This window comes from Bradyrhizobium sp. AT1 (assembly GCF_001590795.1).
GTDB lineage: Bacteria > Pseudomonadota > Alphaproteobacteria > Rhizobiales > Xanthobacteraceae > Bradyrhizobium.
Window position 1 is genome coordinate 6,994,524 of the sequence record NZ_JXDL01000001.1, and the last position, 22,210, is coordinate 7,016,733.

The 22,210-nt window shown below is 62.6% G+C and carries 19 protein-coding genes; 13 read left to right on the forward strand and 6 right to left on the reverse strand.

Features of this window, described 5'->3' with window-relative positions:
* Nucleotides 1–200 precede the first annotated feature (200 nt).
* Together SE92_RS32200 and SE92_RS32205 are read left to right on the forward strand one after the other, a co-directional pair.
* On the forward strand, nucleotides 201–1,400 hold the full coding sequence (locus tag SE92_RS32200) for an ABC transporter substrate-binding protein (RefSeq protein ID WP_063202555.1): 1,200 nt from the start codon (nucleotides 201–203) through the stop codon (nucleotides 1,398–1,400).
* A gap of 133 nt (nucleotides 1,401–1,533) precedes the next feature.
* Nucleotides 1,534–3,336, forward strand: coding sequence for an AMP-binding protein (locus SE92_RS32205; protein ID WP_063202557.1), 1,803 nt, complete (start codon nucleotides 1,534–1,536; stop codon nucleotides 3,334–3,336).
* 42 nt (nucleotides 3,337–3,378) lie between these two features.
* Here SE92_RS32205 and SE92_RS32210 read toward each other — a convergent pair whose 3' ends face one another.
* Nucleotides 3,379–3,903, reverse strand: a complete 525-nt coding sequence (locus SE92_RS32210) for a winged helix-turn-helix transcriptional regulator (protein WP_063202559.1) — start codon at nucleotides 3,901–3,903, stop codon at nucleotides 3,379–3,381.
* A 229-nt stretch (nucleotides 3,904–4,132) separates the two neighbouring features.
* Between SE92_RS32210 and SE92_RS32215 the strand changes: the two genes are divergently transcribed.
* On the forward strand, nucleotides 4,133–4,765 hold the full coding sequence (locus tag SE92_RS32215; protein ID WP_063202561.1) for a 2-hydroxychromene-2-carboxylate isomerase: 633 nt from the start codon (nucleotides 4,133–4,135) through the stop codon (nucleotides 4,763–4,765).
* Between the two features lie 76 nt (nucleotides 4,766–4,841).
* Entirely contained in the window at nucleotides 4,842–6,041 is a 1,200-nt protein-coding gene (locus SE92_RS32220) for a CaiB/BaiF CoA transferase family protein (protein WP_063202562.1), read from the forward strand.
* Between the two features lie 12 nt (nucleotides 6,042–6,053).
* On the opposite strand, the gene SE92_RS32225 is transcribed toward SE92_RS32220, so the two are convergent.
* Nucleotides 6,054–6,731 carry a glutathione S-transferase family protein gene (locus SE92_RS32225; RefSeq protein WP_063202564.1) on the reverse strand — a complete coding sequence of 226 codons (678 nt, stop codon included), beginning with the start codon at nucleotides 6,729–6,731 and terminating at the stop codon, nucleotides 6,054–6,056.
* Nucleotides 6,731–7,474 carry an SDR family NAD(P)-dependent oxidoreductase gene (locus SE92_RS32230; protein ID WP_063203876.1) on the reverse strand — a complete coding sequence of 248 codons (744 nt, stop codon included), beginning with the start codon at nucleotides 7,472–7,474 and terminating at the stop codon, nucleotides 6,731–6,733. Before SE92_RS32230 ends, SE92_RS32225 begins: the two co-directional genes overlap by 1 nt.
* A gap of 348 nt (nucleotides 7,475–7,822) precedes the next feature.
* Here SE92_RS32230 and SE92_RS32235 point away from each other — a divergent pair, with 348 nt between their 5' ends.
* From SE92_RS32235 to SE92_RS32255, 5 genes are read left to right on the forward strand one after another with little or no spacing between them, the layout of a single operon-like run.
* Entirely contained in the window at nucleotides 7,823–8,560 is a 738-nt protein-coding gene (locus SE92_RS32235) for an SDR family oxidoreductase (RefSeq protein WP_063202566.1), read from the forward strand.
* Nucleotides 8,561–8,572: 12 nt separating this feature from the next.
* The gene (locus SE92_RS32240) at nucleotides 8,573–9,754 is read left to right on the forward strand and encodes an acyl-CoA dehydrogenase family protein (RefSeq protein WP_063202567.1); all 1,182 of its coding nucleotides are present in this window, start codon (nucleotides 8,573–8,575) and stop codon (nucleotides 9,752–9,754) included.
* Between the two features lie 23 nt (nucleotides 9,755–9,777).
* Complete coding sequence (locus SE92_RS32245) at nucleotides 9,778–10,908, forward strand: acyl-CoA dehydrogenase family protein (protein WP_063202569.1); 1,131 nt, start codon at nucleotides 9,778–9,780, stop codon at nucleotides 10,906–10,908.
* A gap of 15 nt (nucleotides 10,909–10,923) precedes the next feature.
* Nucleotides 10,924–12,111: an acetyl-CoA C-acyltransferase gene (locus SE92_RS32250; RefSeq protein WP_063202570.1), complete on the forward strand. Its 1,188-nt coding sequence runs from the start codon at nucleotides 10,924–10,926 to the stop codon at nucleotides 12,109–12,111.
* Nucleotides 12,112–12,133: 22 nt separating this feature from the next.
* Nucleotides 12,134–13,138 (forward strand): NAD(P)H-dependent flavin oxidoreductase, encoded by a 1,005-nt coding sequence (locus SE92_RS32255; protein WP_063202572.1) that lies wholly within the window; start codon nucleotides 12,134–12,136, stop codon nucleotides 13,136–13,138.
* Between the two features lie 46 nt (nucleotides 13,139–13,184).
* Here SE92_RS32255 and SE92_RS32260 read toward each other — a convergent pair whose 3' ends face one another.
* The 3 genes from SE92_RS32260 to SE92_RS32270 all read right to left on the reverse strand — a co-directional run bounded on the left by SE92_RS32260 (nucleotide 13,185) and on the right by SE92_RS32270 (nucleotide 16,026).
* Entirely contained in the window at nucleotides 13,185–14,345 is a 1,161-nt protein-coding gene (locus tag SE92_RS32260; RefSeq protein WP_063202575.1) for an iron-containing alcohol dehydrogenase, read from the reverse strand.
* 227 nt (nucleotides 14,346–14,572) lie between these two features.
* On the reverse strand, nucleotides 14,573–15,373 hold the full coding sequence (locus SE92_RS32265) for an SDR family NAD(P)-dependent oxidoreductase (RefSeq protein WP_063202576.1): 801 nt from the start codon (nucleotides 15,371–15,373) through the stop codon (nucleotides 14,573–14,575).
* Nucleotides 15,374–15,447: 74 nt separating this feature from the next.
* Nucleotides 15,448–16,026, reverse strand: a complete 579-nt coding sequence (locus SE92_RS32270; protein WP_063202578.1) for a TetR/AcrR family transcriptional regulator — start codon at nucleotides 16,024–16,026, stop codon at nucleotides 15,448–15,450.
* 210 nt (nucleotides 16,027–16,236) lie between these two features.
* On the opposite strand from SE92_RS32270, the gene SE92_RS32275 reads away from it, so the two are divergent.
* The 4 genes from SE92_RS32275 to SE92_RS32290 all read left to right on the forward strand — a co-directional run bounded on the left by SE92_RS32275 (nucleotide 16,237) and on the right by SE92_RS32290 (nucleotide 22,167).
* Nucleotides 16,237–17,340 carry an efflux RND transporter periplasmic adaptor subunit gene (locus tag SE92_RS32275; RefSeq protein WP_063202580.1) on the forward strand — a complete coding sequence of 368 codons (1,104 nt, stop codon included), beginning with the start codon at nucleotides 16,237–16,239 and terminating at the stop codon, nucleotides 17,338–17,340.
* The gene (locus tag SE92_RS32280) at nucleotides 17,340–20,450 is read left to right on the forward strand and encodes an efflux RND transporter permease subunit (protein WP_063202581.1); all 3,111 of its coding nucleotides are present in this window, start codon (nucleotides 17,340–17,342) and stop codon (nucleotides 20,448–20,450) included. The genes SE92_RS32275 and SE92_RS32280 overlap by 1 nt, the downstream gene beginning before the upstream one ends.
* A gap of 167 nt (nucleotides 20,451–20,617) precedes the next feature.
* The gene (locus SE92_RS32285) at nucleotides 20,618–21,730 is read left to right on the forward strand and encodes an OpgC domain-containing protein (RefSeq protein ID WP_063202583.1); all 1,113 of its coding nucleotides are present in this window, start codon (nucleotides 20,618–20,620) and stop codon (nucleotides 21,728–21,730) included.
* 218 nt (nucleotides 21,731–21,948) lie between these two features.
* Entirely contained in the window at nucleotides 21,949–22,167 is a 219-nt protein-coding gene (locus SE92_RS32290) for a DUF6894 family protein (protein ID WP_063202585.1), read from the forward strand.
* Nucleotides 22,168–22,210 lie beyond the last annotated feature (43 nt).

Sequence of the window (22,210 nt, forward strand, 5' to 3'; positions counted from 1 at the left end):
GACTAGTTCTGAAAAAGAACTGTAGGTTCGAGAACGAGACGGCCGAGCTCAACGGCCGCAGGGCTCACCGCGCGCACTGGCCAACACAATTTGGACAGCGAGGCGCGCAGTTCGCGCGGTACGTGGCCGAGCGGGCAGCCAGGTGACGCAACAAAACACAATGACGTGCCCGGATGGGTGCGCATCAGGGAGGACGAGCCATGTTGGCGAAATGGAAGAGCCTTGCGGTTCTGGCTATGCTTTTGAGCAGTCCGGCGCTTGCGGCTGACGAGCCCGGGGTGACCGCGACCGAGATCAAGATCGGCGGGGTATTCCCGTTCAGCGGGCCGGCCTCATCGATCGGTCTCGTCGGCAAGGGCCTCATCGCCTACATTCAATCGATAAATGACCGCGGCGGAATCAACGGTCGCAAGATCAACTATATCGCCTATGACGACGCCTACAGTCCTCCGAAGGCGGTGGAGCACGTCCGCAAGCTCGTCGAGAGCGATGAAGTGGCCTTTATGTTCGGCCAGCTCGGCACGCCCGGTCTTTCCGCGACGGCAAAATACCTGCGGGCGAAAGGCGTGCCCAGCATCGCCATCATCAGCGGCTCGTCCAAATTCACCGACGTCGCCAGTTACCCGCTGACCACGACGGGCCTCGTCAGCTACGACACCGAAGGAAAGATCTACGCCAAATATCTCACCAAGACGCTGCCGAACGCCAAATACGCGATCCTCTATCAGAACGACGATCTCGGCAAAGATTACGTCAATGCCTTCAAGGCCTTCCTCGGCAAGGACTACGATCGCAGGGTCGTCAGCGCGTCCTATGAGGTCACGGAGCCGACTGTCGATTCGCAGATCACAACCCTGAAGAGCTCGGGCGCCGAGGCCCTGATGATCGCGGGAACGCCGAAATTCGCTGCACAAGCGATCCGGCAAGCTTCTGTGATCGGCTGGAAAGCGACCGTGATCATCAACTTCCCGTCCGGTTCGGTCGGCGGCACGCTCGCGCCGGCTGGTCTCGACAAATCGGTCGGCGTGATCGTCGGGACGATCAACAAGGACGTCGTGGATCCGACCTGGAAGGACGATCCGGCCATGCAGGCTTATCGGGCGTTTCTCGACAAGTACCTGGCCGGCGTCGATATCACCAACGGCAGCTACCTCACCGGCTATCAGCAGGGCGTCCTGCTCGAGCAGATCCTGAAGCAATGCGGCAATGATCTGTCCCGCAAGAACGTGCTGGCCCAGGCCAAGAACCTCAAGGATTTCGTCGTCCCGACCGCGCTGCCCGGGATCAAGGTGAACACCAGCGAGTCCGAGAACATGATCTGGACGCAGATGCGGCTGCAGCGGTGGACCGGATCGACCTGGGAAGCCTTCAGCGAGGTGCTGGACGCCAGGTCCGAATGAATTCGCAACGGCCGGAGTAGCAGACGCGGCGTGAGCCGCGTCCGAGCCTGCTCTGCGCCGGCAAGCCGCCGGTGTGCACGACAGGAACGTACCGCGTGGGGCCGCCTTTCAGCAATTCGGGAGATCATTTTCGATGTCGACGACGGCACTGACGTTTGCACCACGTGAGGTTTCCATCGAGCGTCGAGCGGATGGCACACTTATCTTGAGTTCGCCGCTCGAGTGGAAGCCGTGCGATTGGCGCATCACTGATTTTCTTCCACATTGGGCTGAAGCCGTTCCGGATAGGGTTTTCCTGGCGCAGCGCAATGCGGAAGGCGGATGGGACGAGATGACTTATGGTGAGACATGGTCGCAGGTCCGGGCGGTCGGTCAAAGCCTGATCGACATGGGCGCAAAGCCAGCCGACAAGCTTGCGGTCCTGTCCGGAAACTCCATCGAAAACGCGGTGATCTCGTTTGCGGCGATGTCGATCGGGGTCGTTCTGGCGCCGATATCACCGAACTACACGCTGATGCCCGGGGGACTTGCACGCCTCAAGGACATCGCGGAAGTGCTGCGCCCGAGTTTCGTGTTCGTTCAGAGTGGCCGGGACTTTTCCGCTGGCCGCGCCATTCCCGAATTGGCAGCCGCGACCTGGATCAGCGTCGATGGTGCGCCGGAGACGGTGCCTTTCCGTACCCTGACGGGCAGAACCGGGAGCGACGGATTCGAACGCGCATCGCGTGAGGTCAATTGCGACGCGGTCGCGAAGATCCTCTTCACGTCCGGTTCGACCGGCTTTCCCAAGGGAGTGCTCAACACCCATCGGATGATGGCGAGCTCCCTGCAAATGGGGAGTCTGCTCGTGTCACCTCCGGCTGCGCCGGTGCAGGTTGAATGGCTGCCCTGGCATCACACGATGGGCAGCAACGTCATCCTTCACGGCATCCTCAAGAATGGCGGAACTCTCTACATCGACGATGGCCGGCCGCTGCCCCAGCTGTTTCACAAGACGGTCGCGAATCTCAAGGAGGTCTCGCCGACCGCCATGTTCAACGTTCCCGCCGGCTACAATCTCCTCTGTGACGCGGTCGAGAAAGATCCCGATCTGGGGGCCAGCGTGTTCAAGCGGATGGACCGATTGAGCTATGCCGGCGCGGCAATTTCGCAGGGCACGCTGGAAAAACTCTATCGATTGACATTCGCAGTCACCGGCCGGCGAATTCCCGTCATGTCGGGCTATGGCACGACCGAAACGGCGCCGACAATCGCCTCGACGCATTGGGCGACCGACCAGCCCGGAGAGATCGGTCTTCCCGCGCCAGGGTTGCAACTCAAGCTCATCCCGGTGACCGATACCTACGAGGCCAGGGTCAAGGGACCGAACGTCACGCCCGGCTATCTCGGAAGGCCGGATTTGACGGAAAAGGCCTTCGATGAGGAAGGGTTCTATCGCATCGGCGACACTGTCTCGTTTTTGAGCCCGGAGAAGCCGGAGCTTGGGCTGCGGTTTACGGGCAGAATTTCCGAGAACTTCAAGCTTGCAAACGGCACCTGGGTCTCGATTGGTAACATGCGCGCGGCAATCCTGGCCGCGACCCGTGGCGTCTTGCTCGACATCGTCGTTGCCGGCGAAAACCGCGAGGCATGTGCGCTGCTCTGCTGGTTGAATCCGACCGAGGCGTCGCGAATCTCGAACGGCCAAGCCGCAGATTTGACCTGCGATCCTCTCGTCATTCAGTTCCTGAAGGATCGTTTTCAGGCCTACAACGAGACCGTCGGAACCAGTGAAAGAATCTGTTCCTTCTCGCTGCTGAAGGATCCGCCATCAATGGCTGCGGGAGAAATCACCGACAAGGCCTACGTCAATCAGCGCGCGGTGCTGAAAGCTCGTTCCGAACAGGTCGAGCGGCTCTACGCCCGTGAGCCGGACCGCGATGTGGTCCTGGTGTAAGCGCAAATTCAGCGTTGCGGCAGCACGGCGCGTGCTATCGTCTCAAGCGGCGCGTGAGCGCGTCTTGGTCTTGCGGGTCTCCGATGCCGCGGCCGGCGCGCTTTTCTCCGGGAGACTGCGGGCGCCCGGCCCCGGGTGGGTATGAACCTCCTTGGCCGACAGTGGCTCGCCGCATTCGGAGCACACCATGACCGGATCGAAGTCCTTTCCGCATTTGCGGTGCTGGTGCAACAAGGGCCGGCCGCGCTCGTCAACCATGTGGGTGTCACCCCAATGCACGATCGCCATCATGATCGGATAGAGGTCGAGGCCCTTCTGGGTCAGGATGTATTCGTGGCGCTTGGGCGATTCCTGGTAGGGAATGCGGCGCAGGATGCCCTGCCGGACCAGCTTCTTCAGCCGTTCGGCGAGCAAGTGTCGCGTGATTCCGAGCGCCGACTGAAACCCCTCGAAGCGGCGCGTGCGCAGGAAGCATTCACGCAGGATCAGAAGCGTCCAGCGGTCGCCGATCACGCCGATGGTTCGCGCCATCGAGCACGGCTCTTCCTCGAGTTCTTTCCACTTCATCCATACACTCCAGTCGGGCCGGCAAAACCTTTTCCGAATCTTCACGGAGGCCGGTGCGGTCCCTTGCATTCTAGATAGGTACTAAATTCCAAACAATCCCCCTCCGGGTAGAGCAAACCAGCGAGGTTCGGGTAGATTTGACAGTTCTATTTTAGAACTGTAGGTTGGAGGAACTGAAGCTGGCGATCGGATCGCCAGGGCCCGCCATGCGATCTCCGGAGAAGCCGCGATGACCTTGAAGGTTGAATTCCAGTTCGATTTCGGTAGCCCGAACGCCTATCTGGCGGAGGTGGCCATTCCCGGCATTGAGCAGCGGACCGGCGTGAAATTCGCGTACGTCCCCGTTTTGCTCGGCGGAATCTACAAGGCGACCGGCAACATGTCGCCGTTCGACTCGCTTCGCGGGATCAAGAACAAGCCGGAATATCAGGCGCTCGAGACCCAGCGGTTCATCCGACGCCACAACATCACGAAATTTCGCCAGAATCCTTTCTTCCCGGTCAACACGCTGATGCTGATGCGCGGCGCTGTCGCCGCCCAGTTCGAGGGCGTGTTCGAGCCGTATTTTCGCGCCGCCTATCATCACATGTGGGAGGAGCCGAAGAAAATGGACGACCTCGAGATATTCCGCAGCGCGTTCGTCTCCTCGGGCCTCGATATCGATCGGCTGATGGCGCGTGCACAACAGGATGACGTCAAGAAACGGTTGATCGATCTGACCAATGACGCCGTCAGCCGGGGAGCATTTGGCTCCCCGACCTTCTTCGTTGGCAAGGAAATGTTCTTCGGCAAGGATCAGCTCCGCGACGTCGAGGAGTCCATCGTCGAGCAGACCAGACAGCCTGTTTCCAAGTCGGCCTGACGACGCCGACCGTTCGGGCGGAATGGCGAAAGCCACCCGCGGACCCAAACAAACAACAAGTCAGGGAGAATGCCCCATGCCCGGCCCACTTCACGGCGTTCGCGTGCTCGATTTGACCGGCGTGGTGTCGGGTCCGTTCGCGACGATGTTTCTGGCGGATCAGGGGGCCGACGTCCTGAAGATCGAGCCGATCGGCGGTGACATCACGCGCCGCAGCCGCGCCACCATCGACAAGGAGGGCGAGTTCTCCGCGCTGTTCATCTCCTCGAACCGCGGCAAGCGTTCGCTGTCGATCGACGTCAAGAGCGCGTCGGGACGCGAAGTGCTTGCTCGGCTGGTCGCGCGGGCCGATGTCCTCGTGCAGAATTTCCGGCCCGGGACCATGGAACGTCTCGGTCTCGGCGTTCAGGAACTGCGCCAGCGCCATCCGCGCCTGATCTACGTCTCCATCAGCGGGGTCGGCGATACCGGTCCGTATGTCAAGAAGCGCGTCTACGATCCCATCGTTCAGGGATTGTCGGGCTTCGCCGACATCCAGTCGCAGCCGGTGACGAACCGGCCGCAGATGATCCGCACCATCGTCTGTGACAAGACCACCGCCGTGTTCACCGCGCAGGCGGTGGCGGCGGCGCTCTATGCGCGTGAGAAGACGGGGCAGGGCGACCACATCCAGGTCGCGATGCTGGATGCGATGATCTCCTATCTCTGGCCGGAAGGCATGATGCAGTACACCGTGGTCGGTGCCGAGGCGGCTGCGGCCGATCCCAATGATCGGCCGGACCTGGTGTTCAAGACCAGCGACGGCTACATCACCGCAGGCACGATTTCCGATTCCGAGTGGCAGGGTTTCTGCCGTGCCTGTGGCGATCCCGAGCTCGCCAACGATGCTCGCTTTGCAACGCCGGCGGCCCGTTCCGTCAATGCCACCGCGCGGATCAACAAGATGGCGGAATATATCAGCCAGCATACGACGGCCGAGTGGCTGGAACGCCTGGATGCCGCGGACGTGCCCTGCGCGCCGATCCTGCGTCGGAGCGAGATCATTCACAACGAACAGGTCGTCGCGCGCGGCATCATTGCTGAATTCGATCAGCCGAAGGTCGGCCGGGTGCGGCAGCCGAAGCCGGCGGCCCGCTTCGAGGTCAACCAGGCCGCGATCGGCGGGCCGGCGCCCCGCGTCGGCGAGCACTCGCGCGAGGTGCTGCGCGATCTCGGCTATGACGACGGCGCCATCGACAAGATGATCGCCGAGCGCGCCCTGCGCGTGGCCGTGTAGGGCGATCGGTTCTCAGGCTTTCGCCGGCGCACCGGCAGGCGGAGCTACCGGCGCATTTGCCGCGACCGCTCGCTGATAGGCCTCCCGCCGCTGGATACGTTCGCGATAGGGCAGCGCATTCTCGCAAATGCCGACGCCGTAAGCGATGGCCCAGTCCAGGCACGTCGTCAGGAGGATGTCAGCGCTGCTGAAGCGCTCGCCCATGAGAAACGGCCGGCCGTCAGCCAGGGCGACTTCGACATGGCGCAACTGCCCGCGGAAATATTCCGCAGCCTGAGCGACGACCTCGGGCGCAACCCCATAGATGTGTCCCAGCGCGTCCGCCCGGTGTCGGCGCATGACGTAGAGGCTGGTCGAATCGAGCTCGGCCACGACGAAGAAGCACCATTCGAGCCACGCGGCGTAGTCGCGGGCGGCTTCCGGAATCAGCGAGCGGTCGGGCGTGGAATACATGCGCGATAGATAGGCGACGATTGCGGCGCTCTCACCGATGCTGAAGTCGCCATCCTGCAACAGCGGAATCTTCTGGCGGGGATTGAGCCTGGTATATTCAGCGGTCTTGGTCTCGCCGGTGCGTGGCCCGATCGGCTTGATCTTGTAGGAGAGGCCGAGTTCGTGCATCGCCCAGTGCGCACGGATGGTGCGGCTCGTGCCGGCGCCCCACAGCGTGAGATCGGGTGTCGCGCTCATCACCATTTCTCCACCGACGGACGAAGGTCGAGTTCGTGGGTCCAGCCGTCGCGACTCTGCTGGTGCGTGAACCAATAGGCGTCCGCGATGGAGGAGGTTTTCGTCAGGCTGTCCGGCGGGATCTCGCTTGCCTCGATCCCTTTTGCGGCTTTCATGCGCTGGTGGATGGCCTCGCTATCGACGCCGGCGTCGATGATGAGATGGACGACATGGATATTCTTCGGTCCGAGCTCGCGTGCCATGGCCTGGGCCACCGCGCGAAGTCCGAATTTTGCCGAGGAAAACGCGGCAAACCCCTGACCGCCGCGAACACTGGCCGTCGCGCCCGTAAAGAAGATCGTGCCGTGCCCGCGCGGCAGCATGACGCGCGCGGCTTCGCGGCCGACGAGGAATCCAGCGTAGCAGGCCAGCTCCCAGGCCTTGAAGAACAGCTTTTCCGTGGTGTCCAGGAGTGGCTTGTTGACGTTCGAGCCGGCATTGAAAAGGCAGACCTCGATCGGTCCGATATTGCCTTCGATATCGGAAAAGAGCTTTTGGACCTCGCCCTCCTGGCGCGCATCGACGCTGAAGGCGTGAATGCTATGTCCGGCGGCGGTCAGCTCATCCACTAGTCCTTGCGACTTGGCGGCGTCGCGCCGGCAGATGCAAACCGTGTAGCCACCCTTCGCAAAGCGCCGCGCGACGGCAGCGCCGATCGCATCGCCAGCGCCCACCAGGACCGCCACCCTGCGGTTCTCGACCATGGCCATTTCCTTCCTTCAGGTTCTTATTTGGAACGTATTGGTAATTGCTCCCGATGACCTTGTAAAGGACGCTCGGAATGGCAGGCATTCTGCCGGATCAACGACCGAGCGCGGGGACGAAAAATTAGCAATTGACGAGTTCTAAAAAAGAACGTTAGATCGGATTCACGAATGCGCTGCGGCAAGACATGCGCTCATCGTCCGGGAGGTTGGCAGTGGCAGCCCTTTTAGGCTCAATCGATCTGGCGGCCGGCCCGCATGCTCAAGGCCGGCGAAGGCCCCATTGGGCTGGGCGCTTCGGCCGCGGCGGAATAGCTTAGCAGATCCAACCTAACCGGGAGACGAGCCTTGCAAAAGAGAAACGCAACCGTGGCCGTGATCGGCGCCGGCGATTTCATCGGCGGCGAGATCGCCAAAAAGTTCGCCGCAGAGGGGTTCACGGTCTTCGCCGGCCGCCGTAACGGGGAAAAGCTGGCTCCGCTCGTGAGGGATATCGAGGCTGCCGGCGGCGAGATCCACGCCCGTTCGCTCGACGCTCGCAAGGAAGACGAAATTATCTCCTTCCTCAACGATGCGGACAAGCACGCGCCGCTCGAAGTCTGCATCTTCAACATCGGGGCGAACGTCAATTTCCCGATTCTGGAAACCACTGAGCGCGTTTTCCGCAAAGTCTGGGAAATGGCCTGCTATTCCGGCTTTCTGGCCGGTCGTGAGGCGGCCCGGCTCATGCTGCCGCGCGGGGGCGGCAATATCTTCTTTACCGGGGCGACCGCCTCGCTCCGCGGCGGCAGCGGTTATGCAGCTTTCGCAAGCGCCAAGTTTGGCCTTCGCGCGGTCGCGCAAGCCATGGCTCGCGAGCTTGGCCCGAAGAATATTCACGTCGCGCATCTCATCATCGATTCCGGCGTAGATACCGAGTGGGTTCGGCAACGGCGGCTGGAGGCTCTCGGGCCGAACGCGCTGGATGATCCGGATGCGTTGATGCCGCCGTCGTCCGTTGCCGCATCCTATTGGCAGCTCTACCAGCAGCCGAAGAGCGCGTGGACGTTCGAGCTCGAGATCCGACCCTTCGGCGAGAAGTGGTAGCGGACGGGCGCGATGGAGCTCAATCTTTCCAGCGAGGACGCTGCGTTTCGTGACGAGGTGCGCACCTTCATTGCGGAGAACTATCCGCAGGAAATGCGCGTTCCCAATCCGGAGACCGACCTGACCAAGGAGCAGTCGCTGCTCTGGCACCGGATCCTGCACAAGAAGGGCTGGATCGCGCCGCTCTGGCCCAGGGAGTATGGCGGCCCAGGCTGGTCGGTCACGCAGCGCTTCCTGTTCGAGCAGGAGACGTCTCGCGCAGGCACGCTGCCGCCGCTCGCCTTCAGCGTGACCATGGTCGGGCCGGTGATCTACACCTTCGGCAACGAGGCGCAGAAGAAGAAGTTTCTGCCGCGGATCCTGTCCGGCGAGGATTGGTGGTGCCAGGGCTATTCGGAGCCGGGCTCGGGGTCCGACCTTGCGACCGTCAGAACCAAGGCGGTGCGTGACGGCGACCACTATATCGTCAACGGCCACAAGACCTGGACCACGCTGGCGCAGCATGCCGACTGGATCTTCTGTCTGGTGCGCACAGATCCGAGCGCGAAGCCGCAATCCGGAATCTCCTTTCTGCTGATCGACATGAAGTCGCCTGGCGTCACCGTGCGGCCGATCATCACGATCGACGGCAGCCACGAAGTCAACGACGTCTTCCTCGAAAACGTCCGCGTGCCGGTCGAGAACCTGGTCGGCGAGGAGAACAAGGGCTGGACCTACGCCAAGTTCCTGCTCGGCAACGAGCGCACCAGCATGGCCGGCATCGGCCGCTCCACCCGCTACATCAACAAGCTGAAGCAGATCGTGAGGGCTGAGATCCCGGCGGACGATCCCGCGCATCTCGAATTCCTGCGGGACATTGCCCGCATCGAGCTCGACGTGCTGGCGCTGGAGGCGACGGAGCTGCGCGTCGTCGCCCAGATGGCGCGCGGCATAGACCCCGGCCCGGCGGCCTCGCTGTTCAAGATCCGCGGCACCGAGATCTTCCAGGCCATCACCGAGCTCACCCATCGCGCGATCGGGAATTACGGCCTGTCGATCCGCGAGCATCCGGTCAGCGCCAATCGTTTCATGCCCGGCCCCGATTACGGCCACACCGCGTCGGAGAAATATCTGAACGCGCGCAAGCTCAGCATCTACGGCGGATCCAACGAGATCCAGCGAAACATCATCGCCAAGGCCGTGCTCGGGCTCTAGCCACGGCGGATCGGGAGGATCGGATGGATATTCAGTTCACGGAAGAGCAGGAACTGCTGCGATCCAGCGTCCAGCGCCTGCTGCGCGACCAGTATGCTTTCGAGGCGCGCCGCAAGATCGTGGCGAGGGAAGAGGGTTTCAGCCGGAAGCAATGGGACGCTTTCGCCGAGCTCGGACTGCTGGCCGCGCCGTTCTCGGAGAATGCTGGCGGCCTCGGTGGCGGTCCGCTGTCGACCATGATCATCATGCATGAGTTCGGCCGCCACCTCGTCGTCGAGCCGTTTGTCGAGACGGTGGTGCTGGCCGGCGGCCTGATCGAGCAAACGGGCACGCCGGAGCAGCAGCAAAGCTTCATCCCGGGCATCGCCGACGGCTCGACAATCTGGACGCTGGCCTGGACGGAGAAGGCATCGCGCTTCGATTTTGCCAATGTCACGACGCGCGCGCGGCGCGAAGGGAGCGACTATGTTCTGAGCGGCGCGAAGACCGTGGTGAACGCCGCGCCCTGGGCCGACCATCTGATCGTCTCGGCGCGGACCGCCGGCGACGATCGCGACCGCGGCGGCGTCAGCCTGTTCGTGGTCGATCGCCGCACGACTGGTGTCGATCTCCAGAGCTTCAGGACCATCGATGGTCGGCGGGCAGCGGAGGTCAGCCTGCGCGACGTCCGCGGGCAATTGCTGGGAGGAGAGGGCGAGGGCGTTGCCGCGCTGGAAGTCTGCCGCGACCGCGCCATCGGCGCGCTCTGCGCGGAAACCGTCGGCGCCATCGCTGAGCTGAACGCGGCGACGCTGGACTATTCGAAGACCCGCAAGCAATTCGGCACCACGATCGGCTCCTTCCAGGTACTGCAGCATCGGATGGTCGACATGTTCATCGCCCATCAGGAGGCGCTCTCGCTGATGCAGCACCTGAACCTCAGCCTCAGCGCAGGCGATTCCGGCTTGTCGCGGCTTGCCTCCGGCGCCAAGTCGAAAATTGGCTACGCCGGCAAGTTCGTCGCCGACCAGGCGGTGCAGCTTCACGGCGGCATGGGAATGACCGACGAGCTCAACGTCGGGCACTATTTCAAGCGTATCTCCTCCATCAACATCCAGTTCGGCGATCCCGCGTTCCATGTGCTGCGCTATGCGCAGCTGGATGCGGCCGCGTAGAGAGAAGAGGCCAGCATGACGACCGAAGCAGTCATCGTTTCCACCGCAAGGACAGCCGTCGGCAAAGCCTATCGCGGCGCGCTCAATAATACCGACGGCCCGACCTTGGCCGGGCACGTGATGGCCGAAGCGGTGAAGCGCGCCGGCATCGCGCCAGGCGAGGTGGAAGACGTGGTCATGGGCTGCGCCATGCAGCAAGGCACCATGGTGATGAACGTGGCGCGCAAGGGCGCGATCCGCGCCGGCCTGCCCGTCACGGTCGCGGGCACCACGATCGACCGGCAATGCGCGTCCGGCCTGCAGGCCATCGCGGTGGCCGCGCGCTCGGTGATGCTTGACGGGGTCGAAGTCGCGATCGGCGGCGGCATCGAGTCGATCAGTCTCGTGCAGAACGAGCATATGAACAAATTCCACGCCGTCGACGACGAGCTGATGGCGATGAAGCCCGAAATGTACATGTCGATGCTCGATACCGCCGAGGTCGTCGCCGAGCGTTACAAAATCGGCCGCGACAAGCAGGACGAATACAGTCTGGAATGCCAGCGCCGCGTCGGCGCTGCGTTGCAGGCCGGCCGCTTCAACGACGAGATCGTGCCGTTCACGACCAGGATGGCGTTCGTCAACAAGGATACCAAGGCAGTTACCTACGAGCAGGTGACGCTCACCAAAGACGAGGGCCCGCGTCCCGAAACCACAGCCGAGGGCCTCGCCAAGATCAAGCCGGTGTTCGAGGGCAAGACGATCAGCGCGGGCAATGCAAGTCAGCTCTCGGACGGTGCCTCGGCCTGCGTGATCATGAGCGACAAGATTGCGGCGAAGAAGGGCCTCAAGCCCCTCGGCATCTTCCGCGGCTTCGTCGCCGCCGGTGTCGAGCCCGACGAGATGGGCGTTGGTCCGGTCGCCGCGATCCCGCGGCTGCTGAAGCGCCATAATCTGAAGATCGACGACATCGACCTCTGGGAACTGAACGAGGCTTACGCGGTGCAGGTGATCTATTGCCGCGACAAGCTCGGCATCGATCCGGACAAGCTCAACGTCAATGGCGGCTCGATCGCGATCGGCCATCCCTACGGCATGACCGGGTCGCGGCTCACCGGCCATCTCCTGATCGAGGGCCGGCGGCGCAAGGCGAAATACGGCGTAGTGACCATGTGCATCGGTGGCGGCATGGGCGCAGCCGGTCTGTTTGAAATCATCCACTGAGCGGCAACGCGGGAGATCATTCGTGAAGACAGCGATCACTGAACTGTTCGGCATCGAGCACCCGATCATCCAGGGCGGCATGCATTATGTCGGCTTCGCGGAAATGGCGGCGGCCGTGTCCAACGCGGGCGGGCTCGGCTTGATCACGGGCCTGACGCAGCGAACGCCGGAATTGCTAGCCAAGGAGATCGCGCGCTGCCGCGACATGACGGACAAGCCGTTCGGCGTGAACCTCACCTTCCTGCCGACCTTCAGCGCGCCACCCTATCCGGAATATATCGCGGCGATCAGGGAGGGCGGCGTCAGGATCGTCGAAACCGCCGGGCGCAGCCCCGAGCAGTACATGCCGGCCCTGAAGGCAGGCGGCATCAAAGTGATCCACAAATGCACATCGGTCCGGCATTCGCTGAAGGCCGAGCAGATCGGCTGCGATGCCGTCAGCGTCGACGGCTTCGAGTGCGGCGGTCATCCCGGCGAGGATGACATGCCGAACATGATTCTGTTGCCGCGCGCGGCCGAGGAACTGAAGATCCCGTTCATCGCTTCCGGCGGAATGGCGGACGCGCGCAGCCTTGTTGCGGCACTGGCGATGGGCGCTGCAGGCATGAACATGGGCACGCGCTTCATCGCCACCAAGGAAGCGCCGGTGCACGAGAACGTCAAGAAGGCGCTGGTCGCGGCGACGGAGCTCGACACCAGGCTCGTCATGCGCGCGCTACGCAACACAGAACGGGTCCTGAACAACAAGGGCGTCGAGCACCTGCTCGAGATCGAGCGCGAGAAGGGCAAAAGTCTCAAGATCGAAGACATCCATGACCAGGTGGCGGGCGTCTATCCCAAGGTGATGATCGACGGCGATATGAATGCGGGCGCCTGGAGCTGCGGCATGGTCGTCGGGCTCATTCACGACATTCCGACCGTGAAGGAGCTCATCGATCGCATCATGGCGGATGCCGAACGGCTGATCAGGGGACGGCTGACAGGATTCCTTGATGCCGACAGCGGAACCGCGCGGAAGGTCGCGTGAGACGGCGGGGAGCGGCGCCTTAGGCGCCGTTCCCCGTTCGCCGCTGCTACGCGGCCATGCGCAGCAGGTCGATGATGGCGGCTTCGTTCTTGAAGGGGCGCGGGTTGGCTTTGACGAAGCGATGGTTGATCGCGATCTTGCTGATCTGATCGAACTTGTCTTCACCGATACCGACGTCGGCGAGTCGTCCAGGCAGTCCAAGCCTTGCGGTGAAAGCCGCAAAGGCATCTGCGGCTTCGTCACCCGGAGCGCCCAAGGCCGTTGCCAGACGTTTCTGCGCATCCTCCGTAAACGGCTTGTTGTAGCGAAGCAGGCTGGGCATGATGACCGGCGTGCAATAGTAATGGGGAACGTCGAACGTCCCGCCAAGCACATGGCCAATGCCGTGACTTGCGCCCATGGGGACGCGGGCCTGCAGCCCGAAAGCCGCGAGCCACGAGCCATATTGTGACAAGCGGCGTGCCTCGAGGTCGTCAGGTTGTTGCAAGGTCTGGAGCATTCCCTCGCGCAACGTGCGGATGCCCGCCAGGACCACTTCGTCGGCCAAGGGAGTGCCGGCCGGTGAGCACAGTGCTTCGATGCCGTGATCCATCGAGCGTGTGCCCGATCCCATCCAGAGCTTTGTCGGCGTGTGAAGCGTGAGGGCAGGGTCGAGAATGATCGACACCGGCATCATCTGGGGATGAAAGAAGATCTGCTTCAGCTTCTGGCGCTCATCGGTGACGAGCGCTGCGGCATTGTATTCACCGCCATTCAGCGTCGACGGCACCGCGATCTGCCGAACTTTCGGCGAGCGAAAGGGGGATTGGCTCACGCCCGGCCCCATCGGAAAGGGATCGAAACCCGCTTCATCGCAGATATCATGCTCCATCGCCATGATGACGATCTTGGCGAGATCGACCGCGGAACCTCCGCCGACAGCCACGACGAGATCGGCTTGCGCTTCCTTCGCATGAAGGGCGACCTCGGCAGCCTGTTTGCGCGTGGTGTGCTGCGCAATTCCGTCGAAGGTGACTGCGTGTTTGTCGCCGAGCGTGCGCCGGATTTTTTCGATCTCGTCGGTCTTGGAGTTCAGGGTTCGACTGGCGAGGAGGAAGACGCGCTTTGCGTCAAGTCGCTCCGCCTCGTCGCAGATCGCTTCGGCAACGGCTTTGCCAAAAATGACCCGATCGATTGCCGGAAAGTTATGGACACCAGACCTGCGCATGTTTTCCTCCCACGGGACGCCCGACTACCGAGTTTTATATTATGATCATCATTTAAATTAGGAGCAGCCTTTCGGCAAGTTGGAGCTTTGCGATGCGCTGAAAATTAAATGGCGACGGTTGCCGTCGCCGATCAACGGCGTCTTCTATCGCGGTTCATGGGAGCGCTCTGCCAATATCAAGGCCTGCGTGTTTGCGATCAGGGGCCAGCACGCCGCAGTTCCAGGGGTCAAGCGTCCATAATTTTTTTCATCGTGGCCCGGTGCATTGAACGGGGCGTCAGACGATTTGAAAAGGCCGCCATCTTGTTCATTACGCCTGCGATCACCGTGGCCTTTCCTTGCATGAGCGCACGAATACCGGTCGTGGCGACCGGACGCGGCTTCATGGTGAGGAGTCGCAGCAAGCTTGAAGCGGTTGCGCCGGCTGCCGCATCGAAGCCCGTCGCGGTGTGCCCCGGGCAGAGACTGGTCACAACCACACCATGCGGGCGGAGTTCGTCGTGCAGGGCTTCGCCAAAGGCCAGCACATAAGCCTTGGTCGCTGCATAGGCCGCATAGCTCGGAACGGCCTGGAAGGCCAGGAGGCTGGCGATGAGAAGGATATGTCCGGATCGTCGCTGAGCCATGTCGCGGCCGAATAGATAGGTCAGCTCTGTGAGCGTCGTGATGTTGAGCTGGATCATGTTCGCGGTCTGCTCGATCGGCGTGTCCAAGAAATCGCCGTGCAAGCCGAAACCGGCATTGTTCACAAGGATGTCGATCGTCACCGACCTTGCGTCGAGACTGCTTTTCAGTCGGCTGGCCGCGCCCGGCGCGGCAAGATTGATCGCCTCGATCAGCACATCGACCCCGTATTTGCGGCGGAGATCGGAGGCAAGCTTCTCCATCGGCTCCTGCCGCCGGGCCGCCAAGACGAGATTGACTTTCTGCGCCGCCAGCAGATCTGCGAATTCAAGGCCGAGGCCGCTCGATGCCCCGGTGATCAGAGCCCATTTCCCGGCGAAGCTGTTCATGGCTTCTTTCGACATCGTTCTCGTCCTCATCTATTTGATCAGCGAATGGGGCTCGGCGACGTTCTCAATCAGAACGAGGGCCCATCGCTTCAAGCCGCAGCGGTGTCGCGAACCTGTTCGGCCGCGGCATCCAAAAGCGCCTGTGCCAGATCGGGGTCGTTGACGACGCGCGAGAGGGTCACTGCGCCGACCATCGTTGCGAGAATGGCCATCGCCTTGCCGCGTGAGGCCTCGTCGCCGGTCCCGGCGATGAAGCGGTCGAGCACGTCGAGATGCGCTTTGATTCCCGCTTCGAATTCCGCCTTGACCTCAGGGCCCTGGCGGGCGGCATCCGAGCCGAGCGCCACGATCGGGCAACCGTCCATTCTTTCTCCGCGATGGTCGCCGCTCAGGTAAAACGCGAGCACCGCGCCAAGCGGATCATCAGGATTCTGAGCGGCCGCATCCGACCATCGGCCGGACGCGCTCTCCAATGCGCGCTTGGACGCCTCAACCGCCAGATCCTCTTTTGATGCGAACTGCTTGTAGAAGGCGCCTTGGGTAAGGCCGGCGCCCTTCATCAGATCCTTGAGTCCGATGCCATCAAAGCCGCGCTCCCTGAAGAGGCGGCTCGCCACATTAATCACGGTTTGGCGGTTCTCGGCCGCCTGAGTGCGACTCACTCGCATCACGGATCTCCAGTTGGATTTCGCTCGACTTCTATATCTAATATAGAGTTCGACTGCAATCTATCAATCCGGAGCGGCTGGCTTTAGCCGCCAACGACCAAAAACCTCCGATTCCGGCGATCACGTTCCCGCTATCTCACTAAATTAGATTGCGATCGAAATCTAATCGGCTTATAGATTTCATACTAAATCTAATCCAAGGAGACGGTTATGAAGAGGGGTATTGCGGTGCTCGCCGGAATTCTGGTTCCGGCGGGGGTGGCGACCTTCGTTGCTCTTGCGGTTCCCGCCCATGAAGCCTCCGCGGTCATCGACCCCAGGCAGGAGCCCCCGGTGGTCCGTCTGGTGACGGCCACGCGGGTCAGCGGATCCGAGCGCGGTTTCACCGGGACGATCGGTGCGCGAGTGGAAAGCAATCTCGGCTTTCGCGTCGCCGGGAAGATCGTCGAACGGCTCGTGAATGTCGGCGAGCAGGTCAAATCCGGTCAACCGCTGATGCGGATCGACGAAACCGATCTGCGCCTTGCGGTCACAGCGAAGCGCAATGCGGTTGCCGCGGCGCGCGCGGCTGTCGTTCAGACTGACGCCGACGAGCGGCGCTACGCCAATCTGGTGAACGACGGATGGACCTCCAAACAGCGCTACGAGCAGGCGAAGGCCGCATCGGACACCGCCAAGGCGCAGCTTGCCGCGGCGGAAGCCGAAGCGGGGGTCGCCGAGAACCAGGCGACCTATTCCGTCCTTGTGGCGGACGCGGACGGAACGGTCACCCAAACGCTTGGTGAGCCCGGACAAGTCGTCTCCGCCGGCCAGGCGGTCGTTCGGCTGGCACAGGCCGGTCCTCGCGAAGCCGTGGTCGCGCTGCCCGAAACGATCCGGCCGGCGATCGGCTCGCTCGCCGATGCAAGCCTGTATGGCAGCGATGGGCGCCGCTTTTCCGCGCATCTTCGCCAATTGTCGGATTCCGCCGATCCCCAGACCCGCACCTATGAGGCGCGCTACGTGCTCGATGGCGAGGCCGCGGCGGCACCGCTTGGCGCGACGGTCACCATTCGGCTTGCAAGCCAGGATCAGCAGCCGGAAGTGCAGGTGCCGCTGGGAGCCGTGCTCGATAACGGGAGAACCACGGGCGTTTGGGTGTTCGAAAGCGCCACCTCGACCGTACGCCTGCAGCCCGTCAAGCTGCTGCGTGTGACCAGCGAGTCTGCCGTTGTCTCCGGATCGAAGTCCGGTGACCAGATTGTTTCCCTGGGCGCTCACCTCCTGCATGAGGGCGCTCGCGTCAGGCCTGCCTTGGAAACCAGGAGCAACTGATGCGCTTCAATCTTTCCGCGATCGCTGTTCGCGAACGGGCCGTCACCCTGTTCCTCATCCTTCTGCTCGCGGCGGCGGGCGCCTACGCCTTCATCAAGCTCGGGCGGGCCGAGGACCCGTCCTTCACCATCAAGACCCTGACGGTCACGACGGTTTGGCCGGGGGCGACGGCGCGCGAGATGCAGGACCAGGTCGCCGAGCCCCTGGAAAAGCGGATTCAGGAACTGACCTGGTATGACCGGGTGGAGACGACGACGCGGCCCGGTTATGCGTACATGACGGTGACGCTGAAGGACAGCACGCCGCCATCGAGCGTGCAGGAGGAATTCTATCAGGCCCGCAAGAAGCTGGGCGATGAAGCGCGCAAGCTGCCCTCTGGCGTGCTCGGTCCCTTCGTCAACGATGAATATTCGGACGTGAGCTTCGCCCTTTATGCGCTCAAGGCCAAGGGCATGCCGATGCGCGAGCTCGCCAGGCAGGCCGAAATCATTCGCCAGGATCTCCTGCACGTGCCCGGCGTCAAGAAGATCAACATCCTCGGTGAACGTCCCGAGCAGATCTTCATCGAGTTCTCCTATGCCAAGCTGGCAACGCTCGGCGTATCGGCCACGGATATCGTTGCCGCCTTGCAGCGGCAGAACACCGTCACACCCGCAGGCTCGATCGACACCAAGGGGCCGCAGGTCTTCATCCGGGTCGATGGCGCCTATGACAGCGTTCAGGCGATCGCCGACACCCCGATCGTCGCGGCAGGGCGGACGCTGAAACTCTCCGACATCGCCGAGGTCCGCCGGGGTTACGAGGATCCTCCCACTTACCTCATCCGACACCAGGGCGAGCCCGCCGTCATGCTGGCCGCGGTGATGCAAGAGGGCTGGGATGGCCTCGCGCTCGGCAAGGCGCTGGAAGCGAGGTCAGCGGCCATCTCTCTCTCATTGCCGCTCGGGATGACGCTGGCCAAGGTCAGCGACCAGGCCGTCAACATCACCTCGGCGGTCGACGAGTTCATGATGAAGTTCGCGATGGCGCTCGGCGTGGTGCTGCTGGTGAGCCTGCTCAGCCTCGGCTGGCGCGTCGGCATCGTTGTCGCGGCCGCCGTTCCTCTGACGCTCGCCGTCGTGTTCCTGATCATGCTGGAGACCGGTCGGTTCTTCGACCGCATCACGCTCGGCGCTCTCATTCTTGCGCTTGGTCTTCTCGTCGACGACGCCATCATCGCGATCGAGGTGATGGTGGTGAAGATGGAAGAGGGCATGGACCGCATCTCGGCGGCGGCTTATGCGTGGAGCCACACTGCGGCGCCGATGCTGTCGGGAACGCTGGTCACGGTCGCCGGATTCCTGCCGGTGGGATTCGCGCGCTCGACGGCGGGGGAATACGCCGGCAACATCTTCTGGGTCGTGGGATTCGCCCTCATCGTCTCCTGGGTCGTCGCTGTGGTCTTCACGCCCTATCTTGGCATCAAGATGCTGCCCGCGATCAAGCCGGTCGAAGGCGGCCACCACGCGATCTACGACACGCCCAACTATCGCCGTCTGCGCGGGCTGATCACCTTCGCCGTCCGCCACAAATTCGTGACCTGCAGCATCGTCGCCGTCGCCTTCGCGCTTTCCGTCGTCGGCATGGGTGGCGTCAAACAGCAGTTTTTCCCGACGTCCGATCGCCCCGAAGTGCTGGTGGAGATTCGTCTGCCGGAGGGCACCAGCATCGAGACGACGACCGCCACGGTCGGGAAGCTCGAGGGCTGGCTTGACCACCAGTCGGAGGCCAAGATTGTCACGAGCTATGTCGGTCAGGGCGCGCCGCGCTTCTTCTTCGCGATGGCGCCGGAGCTGCCCGATCCCGCCTTCGCCAAGATCGTCGTGCTGACACCGGACGCGGAGGCGCGCGAGGCGTTGAAGCACCGGCTCCGGCAGGCGGTGTCACGGGGCCTTGCACCTGAGGCCAACATACGCGTCACCCAGCTCGTGTTCGGACCCTATACGCCTTTCCCAGTGGAGTTCCGGGTCATGGGGCCCGACCCCGCGCAATTGTACGCGATCTCTCAAAAGGCTCTCGAAGTCATGCGTGGCGTCCCGGACGCGCGGCAGGCAAATCGGGATTGGGGCGATCGTACGCCTGTGCTCCGCTTCATCCCGGATCAGGATCGACTGAACCTGATCGGTCTTTCGCCGGCGGAGGTCGGCCGTCAGCTCCAGTTCCTGCTCACGGGCATCGCCGTGACGCAGGTCCGCGAGGATATCCGCAATGTCCCGATCGTGGCGCGCAGCGCCGGCCGCGAGCGGCTCGATCCGGCGCGTCTGGCGGATTTCTCGTTGACCAGTCGGGACGGCCGCGCGATACCGCTCGATCAGGTCGGCCATTCGGAAATCCGGCTCGAAGAGCCGATTATGAAGCGGCGCGATCGCACACCCCTTGTCACGATCCGCTCCGATATCAATGAGGCGACCCAGCCTCCGGAGGTCTCCAAGGAGATCAAGACGGCCCTGCAGCCGCTGATCGCATCGCTTCCGGCAGGCTATCGTATCGAGCTCGGCGGATCGATTGAGGAGGCCACCAAGGCAAACGACGCGTTGGGCAAAATCTTCCCGGCCATGATCGCCGCCATGCTGATCGTCATCATGCTGCAGGTGCGGTCGTTCTCGACGATGGCGATGGTCGTGCTGACGGGGCCGCTCGGCCTCGTCGGCGTCGTGCCGGCACTGCTCCTCTTTCACCAACCGTTCGGATTCAACGCAATCCTGGGCCTGATTGGCCTCGCGGGCATCCTGATGCGCAACACTCTGATCTTGACCGAACAGATCAAGGAGAACCTGGCCGCTGGCCTTGACGATTATCATGCCGTCATCGAGGCCACGGTGCAGCGCACGAGACCCGTGATCCTGACCGCGCTTGCTGCGGTGCTGGCCTTCATCGCGCTCACGCATTCCGTCTTTTGGGGATCGATGGCTTATACGCTGATCGGCGGCACCGCGGTCGGAACGGTCCTCATCCTGCTGTTCCTTCCCGCGCTCTATGCCACGTGGTTTCGGATCAAGCCGACCGCAGACGATATGCATGAGGCGTTGCACGAGAAGCCGGAATTGCAACCGGCATTGGCTGCCGAGTAAGGCTGCTTTGCTGCCTAAACGGCAAAAGGGGGCCGCGCGAGAGTGGTAGCGGCGGGTCCCGCTTGATTCGGATCAAGCCCGGGTTTCAGCTGGCGGACCAATATGACGCTTGTGCAACGCGACGCACGGTTTCTGCGGGGCGCAGCCAATTCATTCGGGCATTTGCGATGGGTCCATTCGACCATATGCCAGATCGGGACGTTCGGCTCGATGCCTGCAGGGGGATCGCGCTCTGGTTCGTCTTCATGAACCATATCCCCGGCAATATCTGCGGCTGGCTGACGTTGAGCCGCTATGGATTCAGCGACACCACCGAGATATTCATGTTTGTCTCGGGACTGACCTGCACGATGGCCTATGGACACGTGCTCCGGAGCGCCGGGACCTGGGCGATGATCAGTCACACGCTTCGCCGGAGCTGGGAGATCTACGCGGCATTTCTGTTGCTGACGCTTTTTCTCGTTGTTGTCGTTCATTGGATGGATGCCGATCTCGCCGACGAAACCAATGTCGCGATCGTCCTGCAGCAGCCGGGAGAAGCGCTGTCGCGCGCGGCGATCCTGCAATACCGGCCCGTCAATACGGACGTGCTGCCGACCTTCGCGCTTTTCCATCTGCTGTTTGCGCCGTGGCTCCTGCTATTGCTCCGATTTCCAAATGCCACTTTGACCGCTTCGGCGTTGCTGTACGGTCTGGTCCAGATTTACGGCTGGAACCTTCGGGGATGGCCGACGAACGACTGGTACTTCAACCCGCTCGCCTGGCAACTCCTCGTCACGCTCGGTGGATGGTGGACGGTGGAGGGACGTCGCCGGCTGGCCCCGGTCCTGACGTCGCGTCCCGTGATCCTGTTGGCGGCCGCCTACCTGATCTGGTCGCTGGCCGTCACGATGAGCTGGGTCAGTCCAGCCCTCGAGCTCGCGGTTCCTCACTTCCTGAAAGGCTTGATCTACCCGATCGACAAGTCCGGTCTTGATCCGCTGCGGGTTCTGCATTTCCTCGCGCTTGCGGTCTGTGTCGTCAATTTCGTGCCGGCGCATTGGGCGCCTCTGCGGTCGCGTGCCTTGTTGGCAGCCGTTCGTTGCGGCGAGAATTCGCTGGATGTCTATTGTGTGGGAGTTCTGCTGTCGCTTGCCGCATATTTCGTCTTGAGGACCGTATCCGGCGGCGTGCTTGCTCAGGTCATGGTCAGCGCCATCGGGGTCGCACTTCTCGTCGTCTTCGCAACCTTGTTTACCCGGTTCACCAGGCTTGCCGCGCCTCGAACAAAATTGCTCTGACCAGATCTCCTCGGCCCTGCCTGACGCTGGGGTGGCCGCTCGCGTTTGATCCGGATCAAGCCCCGATCCGGCCGGGCCCATTAACATGCAATTAGCGCAACGTAACACGCAGTTGCGCCCCAAGCGGCCATCGAGGTCCATTTCCCGGCGCCTCGGCGGCAGATTTTTCTCGGGATGACGACGTCGACCGAGCCGCGTGGGAACGCGGGAAAGATTTCATGCCCACCTATTATTTCGATATGAAGGACGGTGTGCCCGTCCGGGACAAGTCCGGACTGGAGCTGGTGAGCGACGGGGCCGCCATCGCCCACAGCAAGAGCCTGGCCGACAGGGTACGGAGAGAGAAGCCGAAAGGTCATCACGACCTCCGGATCGTCGTCATCGACGAGAGCGGCCGGGAAGTCCACCGCGAGCAGATCTATCCAAAGGCGACCTGACCATCGGCGAGGCGGCTTCGGCCGTCTAAGGAGCCGCGCTTCC

What these genes read in the sequence shown, in the direction of transcription:
- SE92_RS32260 (WP_063202575.1), bottom strand. Translation starts at nt 14,345, where the DNA reads ATGCGCAGGTCTGGTGTCCATAACTTTCCGGCAATCGATCGGGTCATT.
- SE92_RS32250 (WP_063202570.1), top strand. Translation starts at nt 10,924, where the DNA reads ATGACGACCGAAGCAGTCATCGTTTCCACCGCAAGGACAGCCGTCGGC.
- SE92_RS32275 (WP_063202580.1), top strand. Translation starts at nt 16,237, where the DNA reads ATGAAGAGGGGTATTGCGGTGCTCGCCGGAATTCTGGTTCCGGCGGGG.
- SE92_RS32205 (WP_063202557.1), top strand. Translation starts at nt 1,534, where the DNA reads ATGTCGACGACGGCACTGACGTTTGCACCACGTGAGGTTTCCATCGAG.
- SE92_RS32240 (WP_063202567.1), top strand. Translation starts at nt 8,573, where the DNA reads ATGGAGCTCAATCTTTCCAGCGAGGACGCTGCGTTTCGTGACGAGGTG.
- SE92_RS32210 (WP_063202559.1), bottom strand. Translation starts at nt 3,903, where the DNA reads ATGAAGTGGAAAGAACTCGAGGAAGAGCCGTGCTCGATGGCGCGAACC.
- SE92_RS32280 (WP_063202581.1), top strand. Translation starts at nt 17,340, where the DNA reads ATGCGCTTCAATCTTTCCGCGATCGCTGTTCGCGAACGGGCCGTCACC.
- SE92_RS32265 (WP_063202576.1), bottom strand. Translation starts at nt 15,373, where the DNA reads ATGTCGAAAGAAGCCATGAACAGCTTCGCCGGGAAATGGGCTCTGATC.
- SE92_RS32270 (WP_063202578.1), bottom strand. Translation starts at nt 16,026, where the DNA reads ATGCGAGTGAGTCGCACTCAGGCGGCCGAGAACCGCCAAACCGTGATT.
- SE92_RS32220 (WP_063202562.1), top strand. Translation starts at nt 4,842, where the DNA reads ATGCCCGGCCCACTTCACGGCGTTCGCGTGCTCGATTTGACCGGCGTG.
- SE92_RS32230 (WP_063203876.1), bottom strand. Translation starts at nt 7,474, where the DNA reads ATGGTCGAGAACCGCAGGGTGGCGGTCCTGGTGGGCGCTGGCGATGCG.
- SE92_RS32200 (WP_063202555.1), top strand. Translation starts at nt 201, where the DNA reads ATGTTGGCGAAATGGAAGAGCCTTGCGGTTCTGGCTATGCTTTTGAGC.
- SE92_RS32285 (WP_063202583.1), top strand. Translation starts at nt 20,618, where the DNA reads ATGGGTCCATTCGACCATATGCCAGATCGGGACGTTCGGCTCGATGCC.
- SE92_RS32215 (WP_063202561.1), top strand. Translation starts at nt 4,133, where the DNA reads ATGACCTTGAAGGTTGAATTCCAGTTCGATTTCGGTAGCCCGAACGCC.
- SE92_RS32245 (WP_063202569.1), top strand. Translation starts at nt 9,778, where the DNA reads ATGGATATTCAGTTCACGGAAGAGCAGGAACTGCTGCGATCCAGCGTC.
- SE92_RS32290 (WP_063202585.1), top strand. Translation starts at nt 21,949, where the DNA reads ATGCCCACCTATTATTTCGATATGAAGGACGGTGTGCCCGTCCGGGAC.
- SE92_RS32225 (WP_063202564.1), bottom strand. Translation starts at nt 6,731, where the DNA reads ATGAGCGCGACACCCGATCTCACGCTGTGGGGCGCCGGCACGAGCCGC.